We start from the raw sequence: 22,227 nt of genomic DNA on the forward strand, positions 1-22,227 counted from the left end.
CGAGAATCTGGAATATAGTTTCTCATAAGAGGCTCAAGAGTAAGTAAAAAAGCTAGAAAAATTTTTATTTGCTTCTTCATATCCTTTAAATACTATTTTTGAACAGTATGGTACTTAGTGCATGTTATTAAACTTGTAGCATCGTATGTCTAAAAGAGCTTCATAATATTATTATGTAAACTAAATAGATTTAAAGTACATCATATAATAAATGAATCCATACTCGGACATTGACTACTTTCAAAAAATACATTAAAATTATCTTTAATTCAAGATAGTTGAAAGGGGTTGATATGAATTGAAACAAAATGAAATTTCAACTAATTCGCTCCAATTATATTCTGAAATTTGTAAAGCAAATCGAGTTTTGACTGATGCTTCTATTAATAATATTAAATGTTTTGGTTTAAATTTGACTGAGTTTGCAGTCTTAGAATTGCTTTATCATAAAGGAGATCAGCCAATTCAACAAATTGGAAAAAGGATATTAATCTCAAGCGGAAATATGACGTATGTATTAGATAAATTAGAGGCTAGGCGATATATTAAACGCATTCATTGTCCAAAAGATCGACGAGTTATTTATGCAGTTTTGACTGAAGAGGGTAGAAGAGTAATTAGCTGCATTTTTCCAGGTCATAGCGAAATGATTCATAACTTATTTTCTGAACTAAATTCAGCTGAAAAAGATATGTTGATCTATTTATTAAAAAAGATTGGATTAAGCAAAAATGAACCTCAATGTTGAGATAACTTAATTCGAACTAAAACGAATTAAAAGCTGTCAATTGGCGGCTTTTTTTGTTAAGGCTGGAAATAATAATAATAGACTAATTGTAAGAAGAGGTTAAAAAGATGGAAGAAAAGTTTAAAGGGAAATCAATTATTATTACAGGTGGTGCGAATGGAATTGGAGAGGGTATTGCACTTGCATTTGGAAAATTAGGTTCAATTGTTTTCATAGCTGATGTCAATGAACAAAAGGGTAATAGAGTTGTCAAGAGAATTGAGGATAATGGTGGGAGAGCAATATTCTTTAAGACTGATGTTAGTAAAGAAGAAGACATCATAAATCTTATTCGCACCGTCATTGATAAAAATTGGTAAACTTGATATTTTAATTAATAATGCAGGAATTTCAGCTTTTAAGCCATTTTTAAGTTTATCAACAGATGAATGGGATCAAGTAATTAATACTAATTTGAGAAGCGTTTTTATTTCATCAAGAGAAGCTGCTAAAGTGATGAATAATGGTGGAAGAATTATAAATATGGCATCAACTAGAGCGATCATGTCGGAGCCAAATTCGGAAGCTTATGCTGCATCAAAGGGTGGAATTGTATCAATTACCCATTCATTAGCTGCTTCGCTTCAGCCAAATGGTATAACAGTAAACTGTATTAGCCCGGGATGGATTCATGTTGATCAGAATGAAGAATTAAAAGAAACTGATCATCTTCAACATTGGTCGAATCGAGTAGGTAAGCCCGAAGATATCGCTAAAGCTTGTATTTATTTAGCTGATCCAGAAAATAACTTTATAAATGGTCAAAATATCATAATTGATGGTGGCATGACTAGAAAAATGATTTATGAAGAGTAGAAAAGCAAGGAAAGTTAATTTTCCTTGCTTTTTTTTATTCGTTACTTATTCGTTTTACTTTACTTTCTTGTATCCTTGCCCTAAAAATATATCTTAGTAAATATGGTACAACAATAAATATAAATAGTGTTCTAAATAGTTGATAACACATAATGACAGTTATATCTGCGTCTACTTCTTTAGCAATTAAAGCCATTTGATCCATTCCACCAGGGGCTAAACTTAGTAAGGCACTGATATGATCAATGGTGTGAGTATGTGTTAGAAATATACTTGATAAAAGTGAAAAAGTTAATAAAACGACTCCACTTAAGACTGAAACTAAAACTATTTTTAATTTGTTATTTAAGTTTTCTGGTTTCAATAATAAGCCAATATAACTTCCCATCATTAGCTGAGAGCAATCTAAAATTACAGATGGTAATGCAGGTCCATGTAGTCCAGATAAATTAAGGATAATGGTAGCGATCATTGGACCTAAAAGTAATGCTGTTGGAAAATTTATTTTCTTCCCTAAAATTCCAAGTAGTGTACAGGAAATAGCAAAAATAATGATGTTTGGAAATAAGTCATGCCAGCTAGCTGAAGAGTGGTGTATGGCTTCTGAGATCGAACTTTTATGTACATTAAAAAATGGACTGAAAATTAATAATGGGACCATAAAAATAATCATCATAAGCCTGGAAATTTGTAAGAACGTGACAATAGTAAAGTCAATATCTTTAATCTCTTCTGCAAGAGCAATCATTTGACTTAACCCACCTGGAATACTACCTAATGACGAACCCTTTAAAAGTCAATAAATTTGACCTATGAGGGGTCTTAAGAGCAGTCTACGTAAGGATTTGCAGTAGTAGTTAAAATTATTTGAAGGATACTATCAATTTTATATGGAGGTATTCTATGTCATTTGAAATCATTGACGTTTATTTATCCGATTGTGAGGTAAAAGGATTTGCTACAACAACGATTAGAACAAAACGTATGATACTACAATCCTTTTCAGATTGGCTCAAATTGAATGGGAACAATGTAGAGAGGGTAAATGTATTGACCATGCAAAAGTATATCCTATTCAAGCGTAATGAAGGTTTAAAGAACGTCACAATTAACAATATTATAAAGGTTCTGAAAGTGTTTTTTAAGTGGTGTATTGAGATGGAAATATATAAGATAAATCCAATGGACAAAATTTCAAAACTTCATGAACCTAAGACCATGATTAAAACGTTCACAGATAAGGACATTAAACGTATGGTAGGTTTTTATAGTGGTGGTGGGTACTATCCTACTAGAAATAAAACAATGATTGTATTGTTGGTAGAAACAGGAATTAGAAGTAATGAATTGATTAATATAAAACTAGATGATATTATGTCCAATGCTATTAAAATTCATGGTAAAGGGAACAAGGATAGAGTAGTCCCAATCTCAAACCATTTGAAAAAGCAACTATTTAAATATCTTAGAGTTCGTGAAAAATATGCCCATGCACGTACAACAAAAGCAACATCCTACAAGGTACAAAATAATCCGTATTTGTTTGTTAATAAATTGGGCAATAAGTTAGGATCAAAAATACCTTTAAGAGTTTTGCAGAAATGCGGGGAGGATATTGAGGTAGATTTATTGGTTCATAGCTTGAGAAGGTATTACATACAGAAAATGAACGAACATACTGATTTATTTACAATCATGAAACTTGTTGGTCATGACTCAATAGAAACTACACAAATATACCTAAACAGTACGGTAGATGAAAAGATACTTGCAAAAGGATTAAACAGTCCATTAAATAACATTTAAGGGTGTCCTTTTGGATACTCTTTTTTATTATTCCAATAGCTTAGGGAGATGAAAGTTGTCCTGTTAGACTAAAAGTTTCTGTTAAAACAAAAAAAGACTGCCGAAACAGTCCATTGAAATTACTTGCGTGTTGGAAAACACAAATTCTTTACCATTTTAATCTAAAAAGTAGCGTACTCAGTTTAAACTTCTTGAGTAACCTTTTGATTAATTTCAAGAGTTTTCCTGTACTCAGATGCAACAGGTATTCTTGTAAACTCAACAGTATTGTTGTGATTGTTCTTTACTATTTCCTCAATTTCATCAAGTGTAACTTTAAAAAATTCTTTTCTTTCATTGATTTTATTTACTCTATTCGAATTTAGCGATTTGTGAAGTTCACTTTCAAGCGTTGGGGCATTATCACTAAATATCATAGCGTGGACATCAAACAGAAACGGAACAGATGCACTTCCAAGTTCTTTTACACGATCCATAGGTTCTAATCGTCTTGTCATACCAATTTTATAGACATTTTCTCCAAATGATCCTATGTTTGAGATAATATAAACAAAACCAGCTCTTGTATTTTGTTCACGGTTTAGAACATCTTCTTTATCTTTGTTTAGTATTTCCAATTTATCTTCATATTCACGAATCTTATCTATATAAAGCATTTTCTCAACTTCAATAGAAGTATTTTGCATATAAGTCATCAATTTTTTTATTTCATTTTTAAATTGTATTTCATCTTTTTCGATTTTACGTTTTTTAATTTCAATTTCTTTTCGAACTTTTTCTTCTTCTAACATTTGCTCTTTAATCGCTTTTTGAATCTCTTTTTCTTCTTCACGTTTTAATTCAAATGTATAAATTAAATTTAATTGCTCTAATTTTATCTCTAGGAGTTCCATTGAAAGTTGAACACCATCTGTGGAAAAAATCTTATTTATTGAATCAAAGGAACGTTGAATTTTTCCTCGAAGAGTATCAATGTTTTTAACAGTTGTTGAAAGTGTAATATTATCACACTCAGAGTTGAAACATCTAAGAGCCTGTTTAATGTTATTGTTAATTTCCTTTTGTGAAGAAGTAGAAGAAACTGAATAAGCATTATTTTCTTTTATTAAATTTTGTTCTTTTGCCTTTAAAACACTTAATTTATTCTTACATTCTTCAGAAGTAATACTATCGTAATCAGAGTAATCATATGATTTTAAAATCGCTTCTACTTTCGCACCTTCAATTTCTAAAATAAGATCTTCTTTATCTTTCTTTAGAGATGAAATAGTTTCTTCCAATTTTCTTATATTAGATTCACTTTTATCTTTTAATTCACGTAGCTGATCACGATATCTGTCTCTTTCATCAGAAATTGTATCTCTAAAGTCATCTAAATCTTGTTGAGCTTCTTTTATATGTGTTTCATAGTCCTGAATTTTCTTTAGTTTCTCTCTTAATGACTTATTATCTTGCCATTTTAGAACTAGTAAAACTATACCTGCAATTAAAGGAATAATTAAAAACCAAAGCGAAAATAAAAGACAGATAAAAATAGTGGATAAATACCATTTCTGTTTGTGCATAATGACCTCCAGTATTAGACAATTATTAAATTTCACATCTTTTTAATTATATAGGCACATTTTATTATGAACAACCATCATTACAATCTTATTTATTCAAATATTCTTTAAAAAGAACATAAACTCGAACTAAAATTCTAATATATAAGGAAACAATACTATGAACCTTACAGAAAATCGATAATGGAGAGTTTTCAAATTGAAATAAAGCATCTAGAAAAGTAGTAGACAAGGATCAGAAGGCAATACAAAAGCTAGACATCTTATTTGAAGAAGATGAGAGTTACTTTTTCTACGATCTTTTGAAATGAAGTTCTAGAATTTCAAAAAAAATACAAGATAAACTAAATAATGGTGAATATTTAATTAATGGGGTGGTAATTATTAATTTTTATATCGGAACAACAAATGAAGCTGATTCAAATGAATTTTTAAAATGCTTATGGTCAGAAATTGCTAAGGAATTTGGAAAATGTTCATGGATATATATACCGTCTAAACAGTATAAAAAAAATAGAATTTTCTTTGGTTTCATGAGTATTGGAGTTGGTGAGTTTGAAGTAAGTATCACATATAAGGTTAGAGGATCTATTGAAAATATATATTTTGAAATAAAAGAAGATACTAAAGTTACTAATCTTAAAGAAGTTAATAGGAGATTGAAAAAAACAATAAATTCTACAAGAGATAACATAGGGAAATATAAATTTTTCCAGTTTACTACTAGTATAAAATCTACACTGATGCCTTTAGCACCATATGAAGGAGAAAAATATTATAATAGAATTGATGCTACAAGTAATTATTCACATATTAGTGTAATAGTTGAAGCGTATGACGGTAATCAAGGTGAGGGAATAGCTCACAGAAAAATAAATCAGATTTTGGATTTTTTAGCAGTAGAAACTAATGCACCATTTTGGGAGTGTGATGGTTTTGAGGAAAAGTTAGAACTAGCATATTCAGAAATTTATCAAGAGGATGAAGGTTTCATAGATGGTTTCTCATCCGAAAACGGGTTTTTGGTTATTTCTAGAGAAGGAAAGAACTTTATTCAAAAAATAGTTAATTTATGTAACGAAGAAGATGAATCTATAGATTTATTTATTAAAGCGTGTAATCATTTTCACACAGCAAGAAAGTTTCAAGCACAAATTGAAAATGTATACTTTGGAAATGTACAGAATGATGAAAACGGTGCTACCGTAGAATTGAAAACTCATGATGATTTAAAACTAGCTGCGAATTTGGGTGGCTCACATAAAGAAATCTCAACAACTTTATATTTATCTGCATTAGAAGTAATTACTTTAATAGGATTTGAGGATGATAGATGTAAATCTTGTGGACAACCCAAATTTAAAATAAAACAAAGAGTAAAAGAAATTGTAACCAAGTATATAAATGAAAATATTGCTAAACAAATGAGTGATTTCTATGATGAAAGATCTTTTTATTTACATAAAGGTAAAATGTTAACAAATCATATTCCGACTAAAAACTCTATTCCGTTGTTAGATAAAAATGATAGTCGGGGTTGTATTCATCCTGTTGGAGTTCCACTTACAAATATAATGGAACTTACAAGTTTTTGCTTAAGAAAGTTTTACAAAGAAAATTTATTATAGAAGGATTGGAGGATTTTGATAGTCCTCTTTTTTTTCCAAAAGAGATTTTAAATTTAGGCTCTGTTAAAATAGATTGTTAATTTTCTTATTCAACTAATTGGCAGTTTAGTTTAAGTGAAAAGATTCACAAGTTGAATTGAGTAGCCTTATTCACACGGCACGTAATAAGGATGTTACCTTGCAGTAAGACTTCTCTAATTGTATTATGAAATCAAGAATTATAGTAGATAAACTGTGGAATGAGGTATAAATTTGAGAATTGATATTTATTTTCATGATTATAAAGATAAAAGTGAATCAAACAGAACTTTGGAAGTTCTTCAGTTATACCTTAACAAACACACAATTATGAAAAACTATAGTAGTGTTTATAATAGCATATCATTCAAATTTTTGAATAACCCACCAAAGAAAAGGGAAGCTAAAGTACTAATGCCCTATGGTGTTCATCCCGAGGTAGAGATTCTATCACATTTTGAAGATAATCGAAAATTATCTGTAGAGGTATTTCATCTTGCACTAGGATTATTAAAAGAGGCAATTCCTCGTATACCATATGCACCTACTAAAAAAGAATTTGATTTTGATGTTGAAGAACTTTTGAAAGATATTATTATTTCTATTAAAGATGCACCTAATTCTAAACAAGAACTCAAATTTTTGGATGATAATAAGAAACAATTTACATTGCAAAATCGTTTAAATCATAAATTAAGAATCATTCAAAATTTTAGAGAGAATCCCAGACCTTTAGATACAAGAATTATAGGAGTACGTATCTTTAGTAACATTCAATTTGATGATGGTGATGATGACGTATATTTCTATCAAAATATGTATTCAATCATTTTTTCTGATGTTCTCTATTGGTACGATATCCGATTACCAGGCTATAAAGAAATTTACATTGAATTAGTAGAATCTGTAGAAGAAGCTATTGATATTAGTACAAGTAAGGATGATTGGTTTCAATATACTCATGCAATTTTAGATTACACTACTTTTAAGCAAGCTTCCCAAGAAATAAAGGAACAATTGTTGTTAAAAAGTTTAATTGAGGGATTAAGATACATTACTGATTTTGACCACCTAGAAGTAAACAAAATTGAAGGTGCAATTGAATATATCCAAAAGCATAAACTTAAAACTCCTTTGACGTATAGCATTAAAGAAAATGATGAATACAAGGTAACTATTCATTATAAGGTGACAAGAGAAACGATCATAAGAAACTATGTAAAAGCTATATATAATATACATATTTTCCAAAAGGCAACTGGAAAAGAAAGTGTGAATCATCTTGGGATATTCGAAACATTCAATGTTCCGTATATTTTGGGAAATATTACTCTTACAAAGAAGCAAGTCACAATAAAGGGGAGAAAAGGTTTAAGAGCGGAGGTTTATCGTTCAAGTGAAAAAGCTCCGATTGAGTTCAAATTTGAATTTCAAAAAATGTTTTTGACCAATGAAGAAGGTGATACCGTTGGTTAAAACATATATCAGCATTTGTTACATAAAAATTGAAGTCAAGATGTTTTAATTATAATTTCCTTATTCAACTAACGCATGCGTATGTTGAACAACACGATCGGCTGAAAAGTCGATTTTTTTTATTGAGCTAAATGGCAGTTTAGTTGAATAAGATTAATTTAATTTTTGCAAAAAAAAGTGATAATCTCCAAATCAAAATAAATTTTCTTTTGATATAATTTAATTTATAAACCACTTCATTACGGAGGAATCAAATTGGAAATCTTTATTACTGTAATTATCCTAGCATTGCTTTTTTCATTTTTAAATGAAAGAAAATTTAAGCTAAAAGAATTTATCAAAAATGTTGTTATCTATTCTGTACTTTATTTTTTAGTCCGTTTTGTTGGGAATTATTTACACAAACATGTCCACTTTTCTATACCTTTTGTCGAACGAATTCCTGAAGTGTTTAAAGTTTGGTTCGGGGGATTATTATTTTTTATTTTGTGTTGTGGTTTTTCAATTAAGAGTTGGAGGGAATTAAATAAACAAAAAAAGAATGAAATAAAATAACATCCTCAATCTACAACTAATGCATGCATTAATTGAACAAGAACAAGGAGATACTTATGACTTTTGAATTTGCACAACTTGCTGTTTCACCTACGTTTATAATAGTAGTTTCATTTGCTCTTTTTTACTTTATATATAATAGAAAAGAAAAGGGGTTTTTTACTAAATTCTTTTTAATATGTTCTTTGATTTATATTTGTATATATCTATTAGCATTTTATTTCTATTTTTTTGCAAATTGATTTTATCACTTCTGGTATAGATTCTTATACAACTAACGCATGCTTTTGTTGTATAGACCCAAAATGAAAGATTTAAGGATAAGAGGGAACAAATGATGAAAAGCATTAAAACTATGAAAATTTTAGGTGTGTTCTTAATTGTATGTGGGATAATCCTAACATGCATTGTTTCTTATTACTTTAGACATCAATCTTCTAGTATTGGATTGATAACAACTTTTTTAGGCGTATATTTTTTAAGAAGATATAAACAAGCCAAAGAAATAGCTAAAAAAGAAATATTCTTAGTTATTTTAGTGTACATTTTAGTAATATTAATCGAAGTATTCTTACTTTATTTTTGAGATGTTTTTTTAGAAAGTTGGAATTTAAACATTCTTCCTTATCCAACTAACGCATGCTTTAGTTCAATAAAACTTCCTAAAGGTTGTCTAATTAGATAGCCTTTTTTTAGTTCAAAAATCAACATTTAAATTTAATTGTTTTGGAATTAAATTGGTTATTGTACTTGTTTTCAGAAATTTCCGAAAAAATTAATAATATAAATAGGAATTTTGATATAAAATAAAAAATGTGTAGGAGAATGAATGTTAAGAAAATTACAATTAGTATGCAATGTTGGAAAATTGAAGGTTGTTTTATGTAAGAAAAATCGAGAAATAGAGTTAGATATGAAAGGGGGAAGAGTTATTTAATGAAGAGGTACTTATTATCATTTTCAATATTTTTATCTATCGGAGTATCAGCATGTAGTAGTGAGGAAGGTAGTACAGATGTGAATTCAGAAAGTCGAAGTGACTGTGATATAAAAGGAAACATCAGTTACAACACAGGGGAAAAGATATATCATCTACCGGAAGATCAATTTTATGATGTAACAGAAATTGATGAAAGTAATGGAGAAGCATGGTTCTGTTCGGAAGAAGAAGCTGAGGCAGAAGGATTTAGGAGATCATTAAGATGAAAAATAAAATAATAATTTCTTTATTATCATTGAATTTATGTTTAGTTGGTTATATTTTATACTCAAATATAAAGACTCAAGAAAGAATAAAGACTTTAGAAACAAATATTGATGATTTAGATACAACCGATTCTGATGCACTTATTGAATTAGAATCAAATTACGAGGAAGTACAAAGTGAAGTTGAAGATTTATCAAATCAAGTAGAAGAAATTAACAGTAATATTGGTGATATTCAACTTGATTTAGATGAAGTATATGGGGAATTGTTTTATTAATTGTCTACTATTAACTTGAAGGAAGAATTTAAATTAGATTTATTGAATCTCTTATGAGGTTCTTTTTTAATTGTCTAATTTAATTATCTTTCAAATTGCATGGGGGTTTACATATTCTTTTTCACATTCAGTTACATTCGATATTGCACACTAAAAAAGAATATTTAAAAGTTATTGATTTAAAAAGAGTTATTAAAATTAATTGTTTATAATATGGATCACTAAATGAATCTGATTTTATACTTTTTCATAAAGTGTCAGATCGATATTTGGAATAAAAAAAAGACTGTCTAATTAGACAACCTTTCTACAATGTTATGTAACTATCGCATGCGTTAGTTGAATAAGATTTTTACCATTTCCATTCTTTAAAATATTGCCATCCTTCATCAGTTGAAGCAAAAATAGATTTACATTGTTTGCATCTAAGAATTACACCAGAAGGATATTTGGGATTATCTATAACTAACTTCGTAGTGCACTTTTTGTACCCACATTTTGGACATTCTTGAAGCATATCTTTTCTAACTTTCATTTGATTCTCCTAAATTTATAAGCTTTATTGATAAATTGTACAACTAACGCATCAGTTAGTTGTATAAAAAGGTTTTTTTACTATTTTTTCTTCTCGTTTAAAGTTCTATTAATTGAAAGCAGGATTCCAATAATTACTCCCATAAAAATACTTATTAATCCAAAGCCATTAACACCCGAATTTGGCATAAAAACCCAAGAATATAAAAAGAAAAAAATAAAACAACTTATACTACTTATTAAAATATATTTACTTAAATCCATCTTGAAGATTCCCCTTTATGCATTTTTTTTATCCCAATTTATATTAAAATTCGTCAGAAATGTACGAAATCCTTGTACAACTAATCTGCTATTTAGTTGAATAAGAAATTTTTAAAATCCTTACTAAAAAAGAACAATCAATTACTGATCATTCTTCTTTGAGTGTTTATTTATTAAATCTTCTATTGCCTCATCTAACAATTTTGATTTTGGAATTCTTGTTTCAGTAGCAAGTTTATCAAATTGTTCAAACAGATTATTTTCAAGTGTACTAGCAAAGTTCTTTCTACTTTTTAGCCCTCTGTTATTTAGAGTGGTCATTGATTTCACCTCATTCTAAATGGAATTATCAATTAAATATAATGCAATTATAAAACGTCAAGAAACTTCTTGCAACTTCATGAAGTTTAATGTAGTATATGGATATAGCAAGATAAACAACTAGTAAAGCGTTCCGACTTGGACAAAATTTGAACGGTGTGGATCAGAATAATCGGTATTATAGAAAGGTGGTGAAACAATGGATAGATCAGTTGTAACAAATATATCTGATATTTTTGAACAGGGTAATTTACATATGCAATTCAAATTACGTCATTTCGGTGGACAAGGGCAACAAGTAGTTAAATACATCATGTCAAAGTTACGTAAGTATAGAGGTATATTTTTTGAATCAAATTCAACAATTGCCGAAAATGTAGGTTGTTCTATTCGTACAGTTCAAAATACTATCAAACGTTGTGAACAGCTTGAAATATTCATTGTATCATCACGAAAAGAAAGTACATTTAACGGTAAAATGCGTCAAACTACAAACAAGATTCAATTATTAACATACAAGGCAGTAGAAGTGGTGAGGGAAGTAGTAGAAGAAGTAAGAAAAGTCGTGAATGCAGTAAAAGAAGTAGTAAAGCATGTTTCACAGAACGTTTCTAATGCATCGAAAAATCTTGCGTCAAGTAAATCATATTATAACAATACTAAACCTTATAATAAAAAACCAATAAGAAAGGAAATATGTCCAAATTGGTTAAACATAGAATACGAAAAGCCAATTGAAACAGATTATATTCAAGTTGAACGTGATCGTTTAATGAAGGAATTAGAGGTGTTTAAGCGATAACATAATGTTAAATTGAATTAAATTGAATGTTTATTTTAAGATTCATTTTTTTTGTTAGATACAACAAAGAGGTATAGATATAATTAAAATAGAATATTTTGAGTAAACAAATTAGTCCATGTGATATATTTGGGAGATTAATTGATTGGTTGAATAAAAATAATAAATAGGTCTATTTAACTATGTGTTAGTTCATAACATCTGTCATTATTGATATTGCCTTATGATTAATTGTATACGCATTCATTATAAAGATTTTTCTTCAGTTTGAACATTTACAATTCCCCCCGGGGTCTTTAACTAATTTTTTTCCAAATCCCGGACACCACGCATCCATATCAAGACAAAATTTTTTCCCTTTACTCACTATTTTTACCTACTCTTAGTACCTACTGCAAATTATCAAATGGGCATAAAAAGAGGGTAAATCCATATAGGACTACCCTTTAGTATATAACTATCAATCCATTGAGCAGAGAAACCTTGTATAGCTAACTTTTGACGTAACTCAATTTCCTTTTGGTCATTTATATATTTATTGAATTGGGATGTTTCCTTCATTATCAAATACCTCTGTATTTTGTAGATATTTTTGTTTTTCTTTCAAGTACATTGGATAGAAATATTTCTTCATACTACGAGAAATTAATACTAATTTATATATCCTGCAATGTTCCATAATATCTTCAAAATCGTGAGGCAATGTATCATAGTTATCTACGAATACCTTAGCGAATTTAGACAAACTATCATATTCCTTTGCATTACAATTATTAATATAAACTACATTTACATATACAAAATGCTTTAAACTCATACCTTTAGAAAAGCGTTTTTGACGTTCATACATATATCATTTCTCCTTTTACTTTTGCTTTTTATTTTACAAGTAAAATCAAAGCTAATTATTAGCGTTCAATTAGCAATTACATGATCAACATCCATTAATCAATATGTTACTTTTTTCGTTACTTTTTAAAATACCCTCAATCCCTTATAGCAGTAGGGAAGAGCCAATTGTTACAAAATACTTTTCAAATCTTCTACGTTTAATACTATATACATAAGTAAATAAATAATTTTTTAGAAAAAAATAAAAAGTAAAAAGTAACAATCACTCAATCCCTTGAGGCTCTAAGGATGAACCCAATTTGAAAAGGTAGCAGAAAAAGTAACATTTTTTGTTATACTGCTTTTTGCATATATACCTTAGCTGTTTTGCCATTTACACGTTTTACACCGACTTCAAGTGATAGTTCATTTTGAATAGTTTCTTGTAGTAGCTTTTTGGATTGAACATCGACACCATTTTCCTCCGCCCAAACCTTGTATTCATCAAAAATAACAGGAGGACGTTTACCAATAAAATCCTCTGAATCGTAGTCACCAATAAACTCTATACATGAGTTATTGTCAAAATGGTATTTATCTGTAAAATCTTGTACGACTTTTGAGATTGTAAATTTACGATTTTTGTAGAGTGTAAAGTATGCCTCTACGATTAATTTAGTCCAATACTGCATTGCCTCATCAGATGTAACATTTTCTGCAAAATTAGGATCATACTTTTTAGGTTTGTTATACATTGGGCACCATAATACCCTACGTTTCCATGATTCGCCTTTTTCGTTTGTTTTAAGAATATGGTTTGAAGTATAGATATGGGATGCAGTAAGCGTTACTTTAATAGGTTGCTCATACAATCTACGCATTTCAATTTCATCATATCCTGTTGCATTTTTCAGAGCAGACATTGTTGCACCCTTGATAGGTTTTTTCTCAATATCATCACCGAAATTAGCTAATTTACCTTTTGTGGAATATTGATATTTTTCATCATGGATTTGTTCTAATTTAACAGTTGAATAGTTATTACCACCTAAAAACTTACGTCCAATAGAGAATAATTGACCTTTACCGTTGCCCCCATCACCTACATAAAGGATAACTTTTTGAAATTCCCTACCACGTTTAACGTTCATATTAGTGATTAATGAATGACCAATACTTTCAAGAATCATTTGACGATAATCCTGATCCCCACCCGTTAAAGTATTTAAAAATTCTTCAACGATTGGAACAACTTCTGCATAAGGGGCATATTCCCAATCAACGTAATGTGGTGTGAACTCTTGCGAATCGATATTCCAAAATTGTCCGTTACGTAAGATACCATTTTTAAACTTTACATCGAAACCATCTTTAGGTTCTGCCACATTGAATAAAATTAATTTCATTTGTGCGATTACTTCCTCAATATAGCGAACCTTTTGACCCTTTAAATGTGATGCTACAATATTTTTAAACTCTGAATCTGCTTTAAATTGTGTACCATCATATGAATACAATAAATCACCATATTTGACGATTTTTAACTTTTTGATTAACGACAGGGCAACCTCGTATTCACCATCTTTTTCTGCACGAATTTGTTCATCACGAATAACTGTATTGAACTCATCAATTTCCAAAGGTTCTGCGAATACATGATTATTGACGAACGCTAGAATCTTCTTATAGTTATCTACGGACATAATTTTAAATTTCAATGCGTGTAATTTGTTATTCCTACCATCACCTTCATCCAAACCATTCATATCTTCAATACCCGGTATATGCTTGAAAAATCCCGGTAATGGTTCACGTTTACCAATATTATTAATATCACGTAACTTTCCATCACGTTTAATTGTTACACCGTTTGGACGTTGCTTAACTGTAAATGATTCAATTTCAAACCCTAAAGGACATACAAAGCGTGACTTATTTTTATAATGTTTTGGCTTTTCAAAGTACATATGACATCCCTTTGTAGTCCATACGATTTGAGTAGAGATAATAAAGTTTTGGATCAGCTTTTCAATAATTGATTTTGGTAGATTGTCAATATCAATTACGATTTCATTATCTTCTAATAAGTAGCCACAATCTGTAAATGTTTCATGCATTGGAGAAATATCTGCTCCTTTAATTGCGTGTTTTTCACCTGGTTGAAATTCAATGTATGCCATGTTTTATTCTCCTTTTGCCTTTTTCATTTCTTCATATGCTTCATTGACCATCTTTTCTAATTGTCCTGTCATTGAACGATAACCACCCTTTGACATTTCTTTCAGTTTTTCCTTAGCATTTTTACTAATACGAACATGGGTTGTATCTTCGTTTTTCATTTTCCCATTTCCCCTTTGTTATGTTTTGTTAACGCTGCTATAAAAAAAGTTTATCTACCATTAACTTTTTTACATCCACTTTTAAGCATCAATACGAATAATATTTTTAATAATTTCAACTTTTTCTAATGGTTCGTAGAATGTTTTACCATTAGGGTTGATCCCACGATATGAAATATCCGTTTGTTTAAAGTTTTGTGGTGTGGGTAATTCATTAAATGATTTCAATGGTAACAATGTCGCTTCATAAGTTGGGTGGATCTCATTTAACCATTCATACGATTCCGTACCATCCCCAAATGCAAAGTCCCAGGAACACATTGAAAGATATTTACGCTCACCGTTTTTAATAAAACTAATACCTAGTTGTACATTTCCAGGCTTACGTTTTAACTTATTATGACGTTTCCATCGTGCAAGTTTTTCATCGCTATTTGCAGTAGTTGGAGAAATGAATGATGCGTGATTGAATAACCACTGTATAGAAGTCCATTCTCTACTTGTCAAATACTTCTGAATACGAGCCAATCCACGATTAATAGACTTATTTACATTTTGTTGTTTCATGTCCATACGTTTAGCAATCTCTGATTCAACTAACTTATCGAAATAGTACATTTGTAATACTTTCCATTGGGTAGGAAACTTATTAAATAGCTTCTCTACTTTTGCCATAATTAATGGATTGATAGTTTGAATTGAACGTTGTTGATCAGTGTATAACGTATGAATTTCTTGACCATATAACGTATCTTGATAGTTGTGTTGTGCATTATTCCATTGTTTAAATTGGATCTTATCTAATGCGGTTTCAAAGCCACTAATGACATCCGCATCCTCAGTTTCAAACATAGATCCTTGTAACGGAACATGTAGCCTATCAAACGCATCACAATAATTGTTTAGTTCTTTTAATTTTTGCTTTCCACTTTTGTTTCGATTATGCTTTAACGATTTTTCCACTTTCCCCCATCTCCTTCACTCAGTAAGTCGTAAATTTTCATTGAAATTCACAATCCCTGTGCTTTAAAAACAAATCTGTATCGAAATTCACAATGAGTATCGAAAGAATTTCACCAAATGCACAACGTTCACTTATGTAAGGAAAAAAAAGGTAATTTGCACAACAAAAAATCCCAATCCAGGCGGAAAGGGAAAATATTATTATTATTTTTTATAAATTTGGCTCAAAACTGGATGTAATAAATTAAGAGGTAAGTAGAAAGGAGTTCATAGTTATGGATCAGCATCAAAGAAAAGTAGACAATATTAAATTAAAGTTAGAATATTATGAACGCTTATTACAAGATAGGATCGAATACAGTAATCAATATTCGTTTGTAAATGAAGATGTAAACACTTTACGTACCCTCATTAGAATGTATCAATCGATGCTTAAAGAACTAAAGAGGGATAATTCGATCTGCTAGTAAGTATCAATACATTAAAATCATGTTGGTACTTATTATGGACGTTGTGAAATGTCTATGGTGCGGAAACACCTTTTTAAGTTTTTTTCAAGTGATGTAATTGAGTTGTTACAATGCTATTTATGACCTTTCTACTTGGTTCAAATTTTTCTATGGATATTGCGAAGTCCATAACATTTTTCCTCTTTCCACTTTCTTAAAGCCTATGACCTTTATTGGTTGTAGGTTTGATAGAGATGTGAAAAGCATAACGGAAAATGCTCATATCTCAAATATTCAATACTCTCCTTTTGCGTTTGTTAGAAATCTATTAGCAGTTTGATTCCACTTTCGGCTAGTAGAGTTCTATAGAAACATGAAAGCGAGGTGAAACACATGAAAGAATATCGAATTGTAAATGGTAAAACGGTAGAAATTGAAACACGTATTTATGAAGGTGAAGTAGGCACTAAAGAGAATGCTTGGAATGGATGTAACATTAATTTGTTAAATAAAATTCATGCTGAAAAACTTAAAGCAAAACAACCTTTTCAAATGAATCATTACGAGTTAGAACGTTATATGCAATTGAAGGAATTGGGATTGTAGTTTTTAATGGGTAACCGATATTGGATTAGGCTTTCAAGAGGCGAGAGTCCTTATTGGGTACTCACTAAAGGTTATAAGCCTTTAAAACAAACAAAAGGGGATCAAAAATGAAAAATTATCAAGTAGTAGAAAATTGTAAGGAATATTCAGTACAAAAGCAAAAAGTACAAAATGCAGTAGAAGTAACTAATCAACGTATTGTAGAAATCAATGCAGAAGTTTCACATTTGAAAGAAGACTATTTGAAATCAATGGATGATGCAGTATTAGTCAAGATTAATAAATTGAAAGCAGAAGAAATCACATTAGCAGAAACATTACCATTAAAACGTCAATTATCTATTCGTAATCGTGATTCAAAGTATGAATTAACTGCACAAGACCATCAAGATATTAATGATATGAATAAAGAATTTACAAAGTATTTACGTAAGGATGCAGATAAATTATTAAAGTTACTTGATGAGGTTGATAAGTTAGTAGATAAGCTACAAAATGACTTGTACGATAAACGTAGTGAAGTATCTCAATATGCTATTGCGATTTCATCTGCTACAGGATTACCTTACTATGATAGTATTACAGGCTTTGGACAGGGTGATATTAATCGTAAAATTATGGATTTAAACTATAAACATATACGTTAATCAATAGGGGTGGGCATTAATTTGTCCATCTTTTTTGTAGTTGTTTGAGATAGCCTGTTAGACGCATCGAAATATAAATAGTAGGGGGATTGCATATGGATACTGTTATGGAGATTGAAAAGTTGGTTAATGAATATTATATTCGTGTTTACAAAACTTGAAGATATAGAGGAATTATTTTATGACGATTGTGGGGATGAAGTAGTAGGGGGTAGAGAAAAATGGGATTCTTATTATTTGTTTTAACTTTAGGATCAGCATTCTTATTGGATGGATAAGGTAGTATAATTGGTAGTATCCTTTCAAATATATTTAACACTATTGCAAATGAAACTGCAGTTGTATCAAGGCATCGTTGTATTTCTTTCGTAGGAGCGTGTAGTTGACGTTCATAGTCCACCTGGAATACTACCTAATAAAACAGTTGGATAATGTATTTTAAATACTTTAGAAATGATGATTGAAATTGTAATTGTAAAAAGGATGAGTAGAAAGGTCATCAAAATCATAGAAGTTAATTGATGTCCGATTTGAATAAACGTAGAAGATGTAAATGATAGTCCAATTGTGTAGCCGATTATGATCATGGCTGTATCTCGAATTTTACTTGGCCAATACAATTTTATCCCTTTAATTTTAGAAAATATAAGTACAAAAAACATTGGTCCAAGGAGCCATGGTATTGGCAGTTTAATCATTTGAAATATAAATCCACCAATAATTGCAATAATTAAAGTAAATAAAAGCTGAGTCCATTTATTATCGTTGTAATTTATTACCATCGTGTCACTTCTTTTCAAATTATAAAATTTTAATGTTTAGATCATGTTTACATTTATTCGTCGCGCTTGTTATGTTAATATCATTATTGACCTTAAGTTTATGGTATGCAAGGATTTTGCTCGGTTAGTCGTTAGAATATTTAACAGGATAGCAAAACTAATCGGAGGATATATTAAGGATAGTAATATTTTACAATTTTTAATTTGAAAACCCTTGCAAATTTTAATTAGAAAGGACTAATTGAATTGGCTAAACAACAAATAGGCGTAATTGGTTTAGCAGTAATGGGAAAAAACCTAGCTTTAAATATTGAAAGTAGAGGTTTCTCAATTTCTGTATATAACCGATCAGTTGAAAAAACAGAAGAATTTTTAAAAGAAGCAGAAGGTAAAAATGTAGTTGGAACATTTTCAATTGAAGAATTTGTAAATTCTCTTGAAACACCTAGAAAAATTTTAATAATGGTAAAAGCAGGTGCCCCAACTGATTCAACAATTGAAATGTTATTACCTCATCTTGATCAGGGTGATATTTTAATTGATGGTGGAAATACATACTATAAAGACACTCAAAGACGAAACAAAATGCTATCTGATAGCGGAATCCATTTTATTGGAACAGGTGTTTCAGGTGGAGAAGAGGGAGCTTTAAAAGGACCTTCAATTATGCCTGGTGGACAAAAAGAAGCATTTGAACTAGTAAAACCTATTTTTGAAGCGATTGCTGCAAAAGTAAATAATGAGCCTTGTACAACATATATTGGCCCAAATGGTGCTGGTCATTACGTAAAAATGGTTCATAATGGAATAGAATATGGGGATATGCAATTAATCTCAGAAGCTTACTTTTTATTAAAAAATGTACTTGGCTTAACTGCTGACGAATTACACCATGTATTTAGTGATTGGAATAAGGGTGAGCTTGATAGCTATTTAATTGAAATTACAGCCGATATCTTTACTAAAACAGACGAAGAAACAGGTAAACCACTTGTAGATGTTATTTTAGATAAAGCAGGACAAAAAGGTACAGGAAAATGGACTAGTCAAAGCACGCTAGATTTAGGTGTACCTACTTCTATTATTACTGAGTCTGTATTTGCACGTTTTATTTCTGCAATGAAGGATGAAAGAGTAAAAGCAAGTAAATTATTATCTGGTCCATCAACTAGTACATATCATGGTGATAAAGAGCAACTTATTGAAGATGTGCGTAAAGCTCTTTATATGAGTAAAATTTGTTCATATGCTCAAGGTTTTGCTCAATTAAGAGCTGCATCTGATGAGTATAACTGGGATTTACAATATGGTGATATTGCAATGATTTTTAGAGGTGGATGTATTATTCGAGCGGCTTTCTTACAAAAAATTAAAGAAGCTTACGACCTAGATGCTAATCTTTCTAACTTATTACTTGATCCATATTTCAAAGAAATCGTTGAAAGTTATCAAGGTGCTTTACGAAAAATTAGCGTAGTAGCAATTGAAGCTGGTGTACCAATTCCATGTTTCTCTGCTGCATTAGCTTATTTTGATAGCTATCGTACTGAAACACTGCCTGCAAATTTAATTCAAGCACAAAGAGATTATTTTGGTGCACATACTTATGAACGAATTGATAAAGAAGGTAAGTTCCATACTCAGTGGACATAATTTTAAATTTGTTTTTGAAACATAAAAAAGTTACCCCCTCGAAATGATGAGGGGGTAACTTTTTAATTAGATAAATCGTTTTTAATTTTCATTTAATCGATCAGTAACAGGCCACCATTTATGACCATCAACTGTCAATAAAGTATCAGCTTCGTTTGGACCCATTGAACCAGAACTATAATTTGTAAGTGGTGCTAAATTATTGCCCCAAGCTTTTGAGATGACATCAACAAAGCTCCAAGAATATTTTACTTCATCCCAATGTGTAAAGTTTGTTCCATCACCTAACATACAATCATAAATTAATCGCTCGTATGCTTCTGGTGTATTAATACAATCAACACAATTATTATTAAATGTTAATTGAATTGGCTTTGTGTAGCCTTCATCTGAGCCAGATCTTTTTGCATTTAATTGCAATGTAATTCCTTCATCTGGTTGAATATGTATAATTAATAAATTTGGAGACATTGTCTCTTTTGTATTGTAATAAAGATTCATTGGTATATCTGAGAACTGAACAATAATTTTAGTAGATTTCGTCGCCATTCTTTTTCCAGTTCGAATATAGAATGGTACACCAGCCCATCTAAAATTATCGATAAAAAGTTTGCCCGCTACAAATGTTTCAGTTTGAGACTCAGGTGCTACATTGTTCTCATTTCTATACGCTGGAACTTCTTCACCATTAATTACACCAGCATCATATTGTCCGCGAACAAAGTAATCTTTTACTTCGTTTTCATCTATTTTACGAAGAGCTTTAAATACTTTTACTTTTTCACTACGAATTTCTTCAGTTGTTAATTTAATCGGAGGCTCCATAGCAAGTAGTGCCGCCATTTGAAGCATATGATTCTGAACCATATCTTTTAAAGCTCCCGAATTCTCATAGTATTTTCCACGGTCTTCAACACCAAGAATTTCACTAGAAGTAATTTGGATATTTGAAATAAATCGATTATTCCAAAGTGGTTCAAACATAGCATTCGCAAAACGGATTACTTCAATATTTTGAACCATTTCTTTACCTAAGTAATGATCGATACGGTAGATTTGATCTTCAGAAAATGCTTCACGAATTTCATCATTCAATTCAATTGCACTCGGTAAATCATGTCCAAATGGTTTTTCGATTACAATGCGACTCCAACCTTCTGTATCAGCCAATCCATTTTGTTTTAATTGTTTAGCAATTGTTCCAAAAAATTCTGGTGCCATTGCTAGGAAGAATACACGGTTACCAGGAATGACATAATGATTATCCAAGTTTGTTAATAAATTTCCTAATTCTATATATGAAGACGGTTCTAATACTTCAAATTGATGGTAATAAAAATGAGATAAAAAGCTTTCAATCTCAGTCTCAGATGAAGCAATAGATTGAATTGATTTTTTTACAGTTTCACGAAACTCATCATTTGACCAAGGTCTTCTACCTACACCTACAACCGCAAAGCCTTCATCAATTTTTTGACTTAAAAATAATCTATATATTGAAATAAAAAGCTTTCTTTTTGCTAGGTCTCCTGTTGCTCCAAAAATGACTATAACTGCTTTTGGGTTTACTTTAGTTTTCAATTAATTTACCTCACTTCTTAAACATAAATTACTAACTTATTTTAGTAATAATCAAGGCTGATTATACAAAATATGTAAAATCCCTTTCAAAAAAAATATTTTGAAAGCATTTTAATTAATTATTAAAAAATAAATTAAATTTCCAAATTATTCATCTTATATCATAAACAAAACGAACAGATTCGTAAATAAGAGTCTTGATAATATTTAACTTTTTTCTTCTTATTCCTTGTAAACAAAGGGGTTTTAAATGAAATGGATTTTGCAACTTTTTTCTTATTAAAAATAGAAACATGTTATTATTTGGTTAAAAATTAAAA

Annotated in this window: 25 protein-coding genes and 1 pseudogene; 15 read left to right on the forward strand and 11 right to left on the reverse strand. The window is 29.9% G+C overall.

Going from position 1 to position 22,227, the window contains the following annotated elements; translation table 11 throughout:
* Positions 1 to 298: 298 nt before the first annotated feature.
* The 3 genes from COI44_RS17430 (at position 299) to COI44_RS17435 (ending at position 1,603) form a co-directional block, all read left to right on the forward strand.
* Positions 299 to 748 carry a MarR family winged helix-turn-helix transcriptional regulator gene (locus COI44_RS17430; protein ID WP_098429061.1) on the forward strand — a complete coding sequence of 150 codons (450 nt, stop codon included), beginning with the start codon at positions 299 to 301 and terminating at the stop codon, positions 746 to 748.
* A 107-nt stretch (positions 749 to 855) separates the two neighbouring features.
* Positions 856 to 1,107, forward strand: coding sequence for an SDR family NAD(P)-dependent oxidoreductase (locus tag COI44_RS24880; protein ID WP_353616020.1), 252 nt, complete (start codon positions 856 to 858; stop codon positions 1,105 to 1,107).
* Complete coding sequence (locus tag COI44_RS17435) at positions 1,091 to 1,603, forward strand: SDR family NAD(P)-dependent oxidoreductase (protein ID WP_353616021.1); 513 nt, start codon at positions 1,091 to 1,093, stop codon at positions 1,601 to 1,603. Before COI44_RS24880 ends, COI44_RS17435 begins: the two co-directional genes overlap by 17 nt.
* Positions 1,604 to 1,637: 34 nt before the next feature.
* Here COI44_RS17435 and COI44_RS17440 read toward each other — a convergent pair.
* Positions 1,638 to 2,375: pseudogene (locus tag COI44_RS17440) on the reverse strand (AbrB family transcriptional regulator); the annotation flags it as partial.
* A 131-nt stretch (positions 2,376 to 2,506) separates the two neighbouring features.
* On the opposite strand from COI44_RS17440, the gene COI44_RS17445 reads away from it, so the two are divergent.
* The gene (locus tag COI44_RS17445) at positions 2,507 to 3,409 is read left to right on the forward strand and encodes a tyrosine-type recombinase/integrase (protein WP_098429063.1); all 903 of its coding nucleotides are present in this window, start codon (positions 2,507 to 2,509) and stop codon (positions 3,407 to 3,409) included.
* Between the two features lie 182 nt (positions 3,410 to 3,591).
* Here the strand turns inward: COI44_RS17445 and COI44_RS17450 are convergent, their stop codons facing one another.
* Entirely contained in the window at positions 3,592 to 4,974 is a 1,383-nt protein-coding gene (locus tag COI44_RS17450) for an SNIPE associated domain-containing protein (RefSeq protein WP_098429064.1), read from the reverse strand.
* Between the two features lie 374 nt (positions 4,975 to 5,348).
* On the opposite strand from COI44_RS17450, the gene COI44_RS17455 reads away from it, so the two are divergent.
* The 6 genes from COI44_RS17455 (at position 5,349) to COI44_RS17485 (ending at position 10,135) form a co-directional block, all read left to right on the forward strand.
* Complete coding sequence (locus COI44_RS17455; RefSeq protein ID WP_098429065.1) at positions 5,349 to 6,602, forward strand: hypothetical protein; 1,254 nt, start codon at positions 5,349 to 5,351, stop codon at positions 6,600 to 6,602.
* A gap of 252 nt (positions 6,603 to 6,854) precedes the next feature.
* The gene (locus COI44_RS17460) at positions 6,855 to 8,096 is read left to right on the forward strand and encodes a hypothetical protein (RefSeq protein ID WP_098232399.1); all 1,242 of its coding nucleotides are present in this window, start codon (positions 6,855 to 6,857) and stop codon (positions 8,094 to 8,096) included.
* Between the two features lie 255 nt (positions 8,097 to 8,351).
* A complete protein-coding gene (locus COI44_RS17465; protein WP_098429066.1) occupies positions 8,352 to 8,651 on the forward strand; it encodes a hypothetical protein in 300 nt (99 codons plus the stop codon).
* A 334-nt stretch (positions 8,652 to 8,985) separates the two neighbouring features.
* Entirely contained in the window at positions 8,986 to 9,237 is a 252-nt protein-coding gene (locus tag COI44_RS17475) for a hypothetical protein (protein WP_142329277.1), read from the forward strand.
* Positions 9,238 to 9,587: 350 nt separating this feature from the next.
* Positions 9,588 to 9,857: a sunset domain-containing protein gene (locus COI44_RS24255; protein ID WP_179887168.1), complete on the forward strand. Its 270-nt coding sequence runs from the start codon at positions 9,588 to 9,590 to the stop codon at positions 9,855 to 9,857.
* Positions 9,854 to 10,135, forward strand: a complete 282-nt coding sequence (locus tag COI44_RS17485; protein WP_098429069.1) for a hypothetical protein — start codon at positions 9,854 to 9,856, stop codon at positions 10,133 to 10,135. The genes COI44_RS24255 and COI44_RS17485 overlap by 4 nt, the downstream gene beginning before the upstream one ends.
* Positions 10,136 to 10,487: 352 nt before the next feature.
* On the opposite strand, the gene COI44_RS17490 is transcribed toward COI44_RS17485, so the two are convergent.
* From COI44_RS17490 to COI44_RS17500, 3 genes are all read right to left on the reverse strand, one after another.
* The gene (locus tag COI44_RS17490) at positions 10,488 to 10,670 is read right to left on the reverse strand and encodes a hypothetical protein (RefSeq protein ID WP_098429070.1); all 183 of its coding nucleotides are present in this window, start codon (positions 10,668 to 10,670) and stop codon (positions 10,488 to 10,490) included.
* Positions 10,671 to 10,750: 80 nt separating this feature from the next.
* Complete coding sequence (locus COI44_RS17495; protein WP_098429071.1) at positions 10,751 to 10,933, reverse strand: hypothetical protein; 183 nt, start codon at positions 10,931 to 10,933, stop codon at positions 10,751 to 10,753.
* 141 nt (positions 10,934 to 11,074) lie between these two features.
* Positions 11,075 to 11,254, reverse strand: coding sequence for a ribbon-helix-helix domain-containing protein (locus COI44_RS17500; protein WP_098429072.1), 180 nt, complete (start codon positions 11,252 to 11,254; stop codon positions 11,075 to 11,077).
* A 199-nt stretch (positions 11,255 to 11,453) separates the two neighbouring features.
* Between COI44_RS17500 and COI44_RS17505 the strand changes: the two genes are divergently transcribed.
* Entirely contained in the window at positions 11,454 to 12,056 is a 603-nt protein-coding gene (locus COI44_RS17505; protein WP_098429073.1) for a helix-turn-helix domain-containing protein, read from the forward strand.
* A gap of 535 nt (positions 12,057 to 12,591) precedes the next feature.
* Here the strand turns inward: COI44_RS17505 and COI44_RS17510 are convergent.
* The 4 genes from COI44_RS17510 to COI44_RS17520 form a co-directional block, all read right to left on the reverse strand.
* Positions 12,592 to 12,906 (reverse strand): hypothetical protein, encoded by a 315-nt coding sequence (locus COI44_RS17510; protein ID WP_098429074.1) that lies wholly within the window; start codon positions 12,904 to 12,906, stop codon positions 12,592 to 12,594.
* 334 nt (positions 12,907 to 13,240) lie between these two features.
* Positions 13,241 to 15,067 (reverse strand): phage/plasmid primase, P4 family, encoded by a 1,827-nt coding sequence (locus COI44_RS17515; RefSeq protein ID WP_098429075.1) that lies wholly within the window; start codon positions 15,065 to 15,067, stop codon positions 13,241 to 13,243.
* A gap of 3 nt (positions 15,068 to 15,070) precedes the next feature.
* Positions 15,071 to 15,226, reverse strand: coding sequence for a hypothetical protein (locus COI44_RS24260; protein ID WP_179887169.1), 156 nt, complete (start codon positions 15,224 to 15,226; stop codon positions 15,071 to 15,073).
* 81 nt (positions 15,227 to 15,307) lie between these two features.
* Positions 15,308 to 16,189 carry a sigma-70 RNA polymerase sigma factor region 4 domain-containing protein gene (locus COI44_RS17520; RefSeq protein WP_098429076.1) on the reverse strand — a complete coding sequence of 294 codons (882 nt, stop codon included), beginning with the start codon at positions 16,187 to 16,189 and terminating at the stop codon, positions 15,308 to 15,310.
* Between the two features lie 275 nt (positions 16,190 to 16,464).
* Between COI44_RS17520 and COI44_RS17525 the strand changes: the two genes are divergently transcribed.
* The 3 genes from COI44_RS17525 to COI44_RS17535 all read left to right on the forward strand — a co-directional run bounded on the left by COI44_RS17525 (position 16,465) and on the right by COI44_RS17535 (position 17,891).
* Positions 16,465 to 16,656: a hypothetical protein gene (locus tag COI44_RS17525; RefSeq protein WP_098429077.1), complete on the forward strand. Its 192-nt coding sequence runs from the start codon at positions 16,465 to 16,467 to the stop codon at positions 16,654 to 16,656.
* A 375-nt stretch (positions 16,657 to 17,031) separates the two neighbouring features.
* Complete coding sequence (locus COI44_RS17530) at positions 17,032 to 17,244, forward strand: hypothetical protein (protein ID WP_098429078.1); 213 nt, start codon at positions 17,032 to 17,034, stop codon at positions 17,242 to 17,244.
* A gap of 107 nt (positions 17,245 to 17,351) precedes the next feature.
* A complete protein-coding gene (locus COI44_RS17535; protein WP_098429079.1) occupies positions 17,352 to 17,891 on the forward strand; it encodes a hypothetical protein in 540 nt (179 codons plus the stop codon).
* A gap of 389 nt (positions 17,892 to 18,280) precedes the next feature.
* Here the strand turns inward: COI44_RS17535 and COI44_RS17545 are convergent, their stop codons facing one another.
* Positions 18,281 to 18,673: an AbrB family transcriptional regulator gene (locus COI44_RS17545; RefSeq protein WP_098429081.1), complete on the reverse strand. Its 393-nt coding sequence runs from the start codon at positions 18,671 to 18,673 to the stop codon at positions 18,281 to 18,283.
* 246 nt (positions 18,674 to 18,919) lie between these two features.
* Here COI44_RS17545 and gndA point away from each other — a divergent pair, with 246 nt between their 5' ends.
* Positions 18,920 to 20,326 carry an NADP-dependent phosphogluconate dehydrogenase gene (gene gndA, locus COI44_RS17550; protein ID WP_098429082.1) on the forward strand — a complete coding sequence of 469 codons (1,407 nt, stop codon included), beginning with the start codon at positions 18,920 to 18,922 and terminating at the stop codon, positions 20,324 to 20,326.
* An 81-nt stretch (positions 20,327 to 20,407) separates the two neighbouring features.
* Here the strand turns inward: gndA and zwf are convergent, their stop codons facing one another.
* Complete coding sequence (zwf, locus tag COI44_RS17555; RefSeq protein WP_098429083.1) at positions 20,408 to 21,907, reverse strand: glucose-6-phosphate dehydrogenase; 1,500 nt, start codon at positions 21,905 to 21,907, stop codon at positions 20,408 to 20,410.
* Positions 21,908 to 22,227 lie beyond the last annotated feature (320 nt).

The organism is Bacillus sp. AFS088145 (genome assembly GCF_002564465.1).
Taxonomy (GTDB): Bacteria; Bacillota; Bacilli; order Bacillales; family Bacillaceae_G; genus Gottfriedia.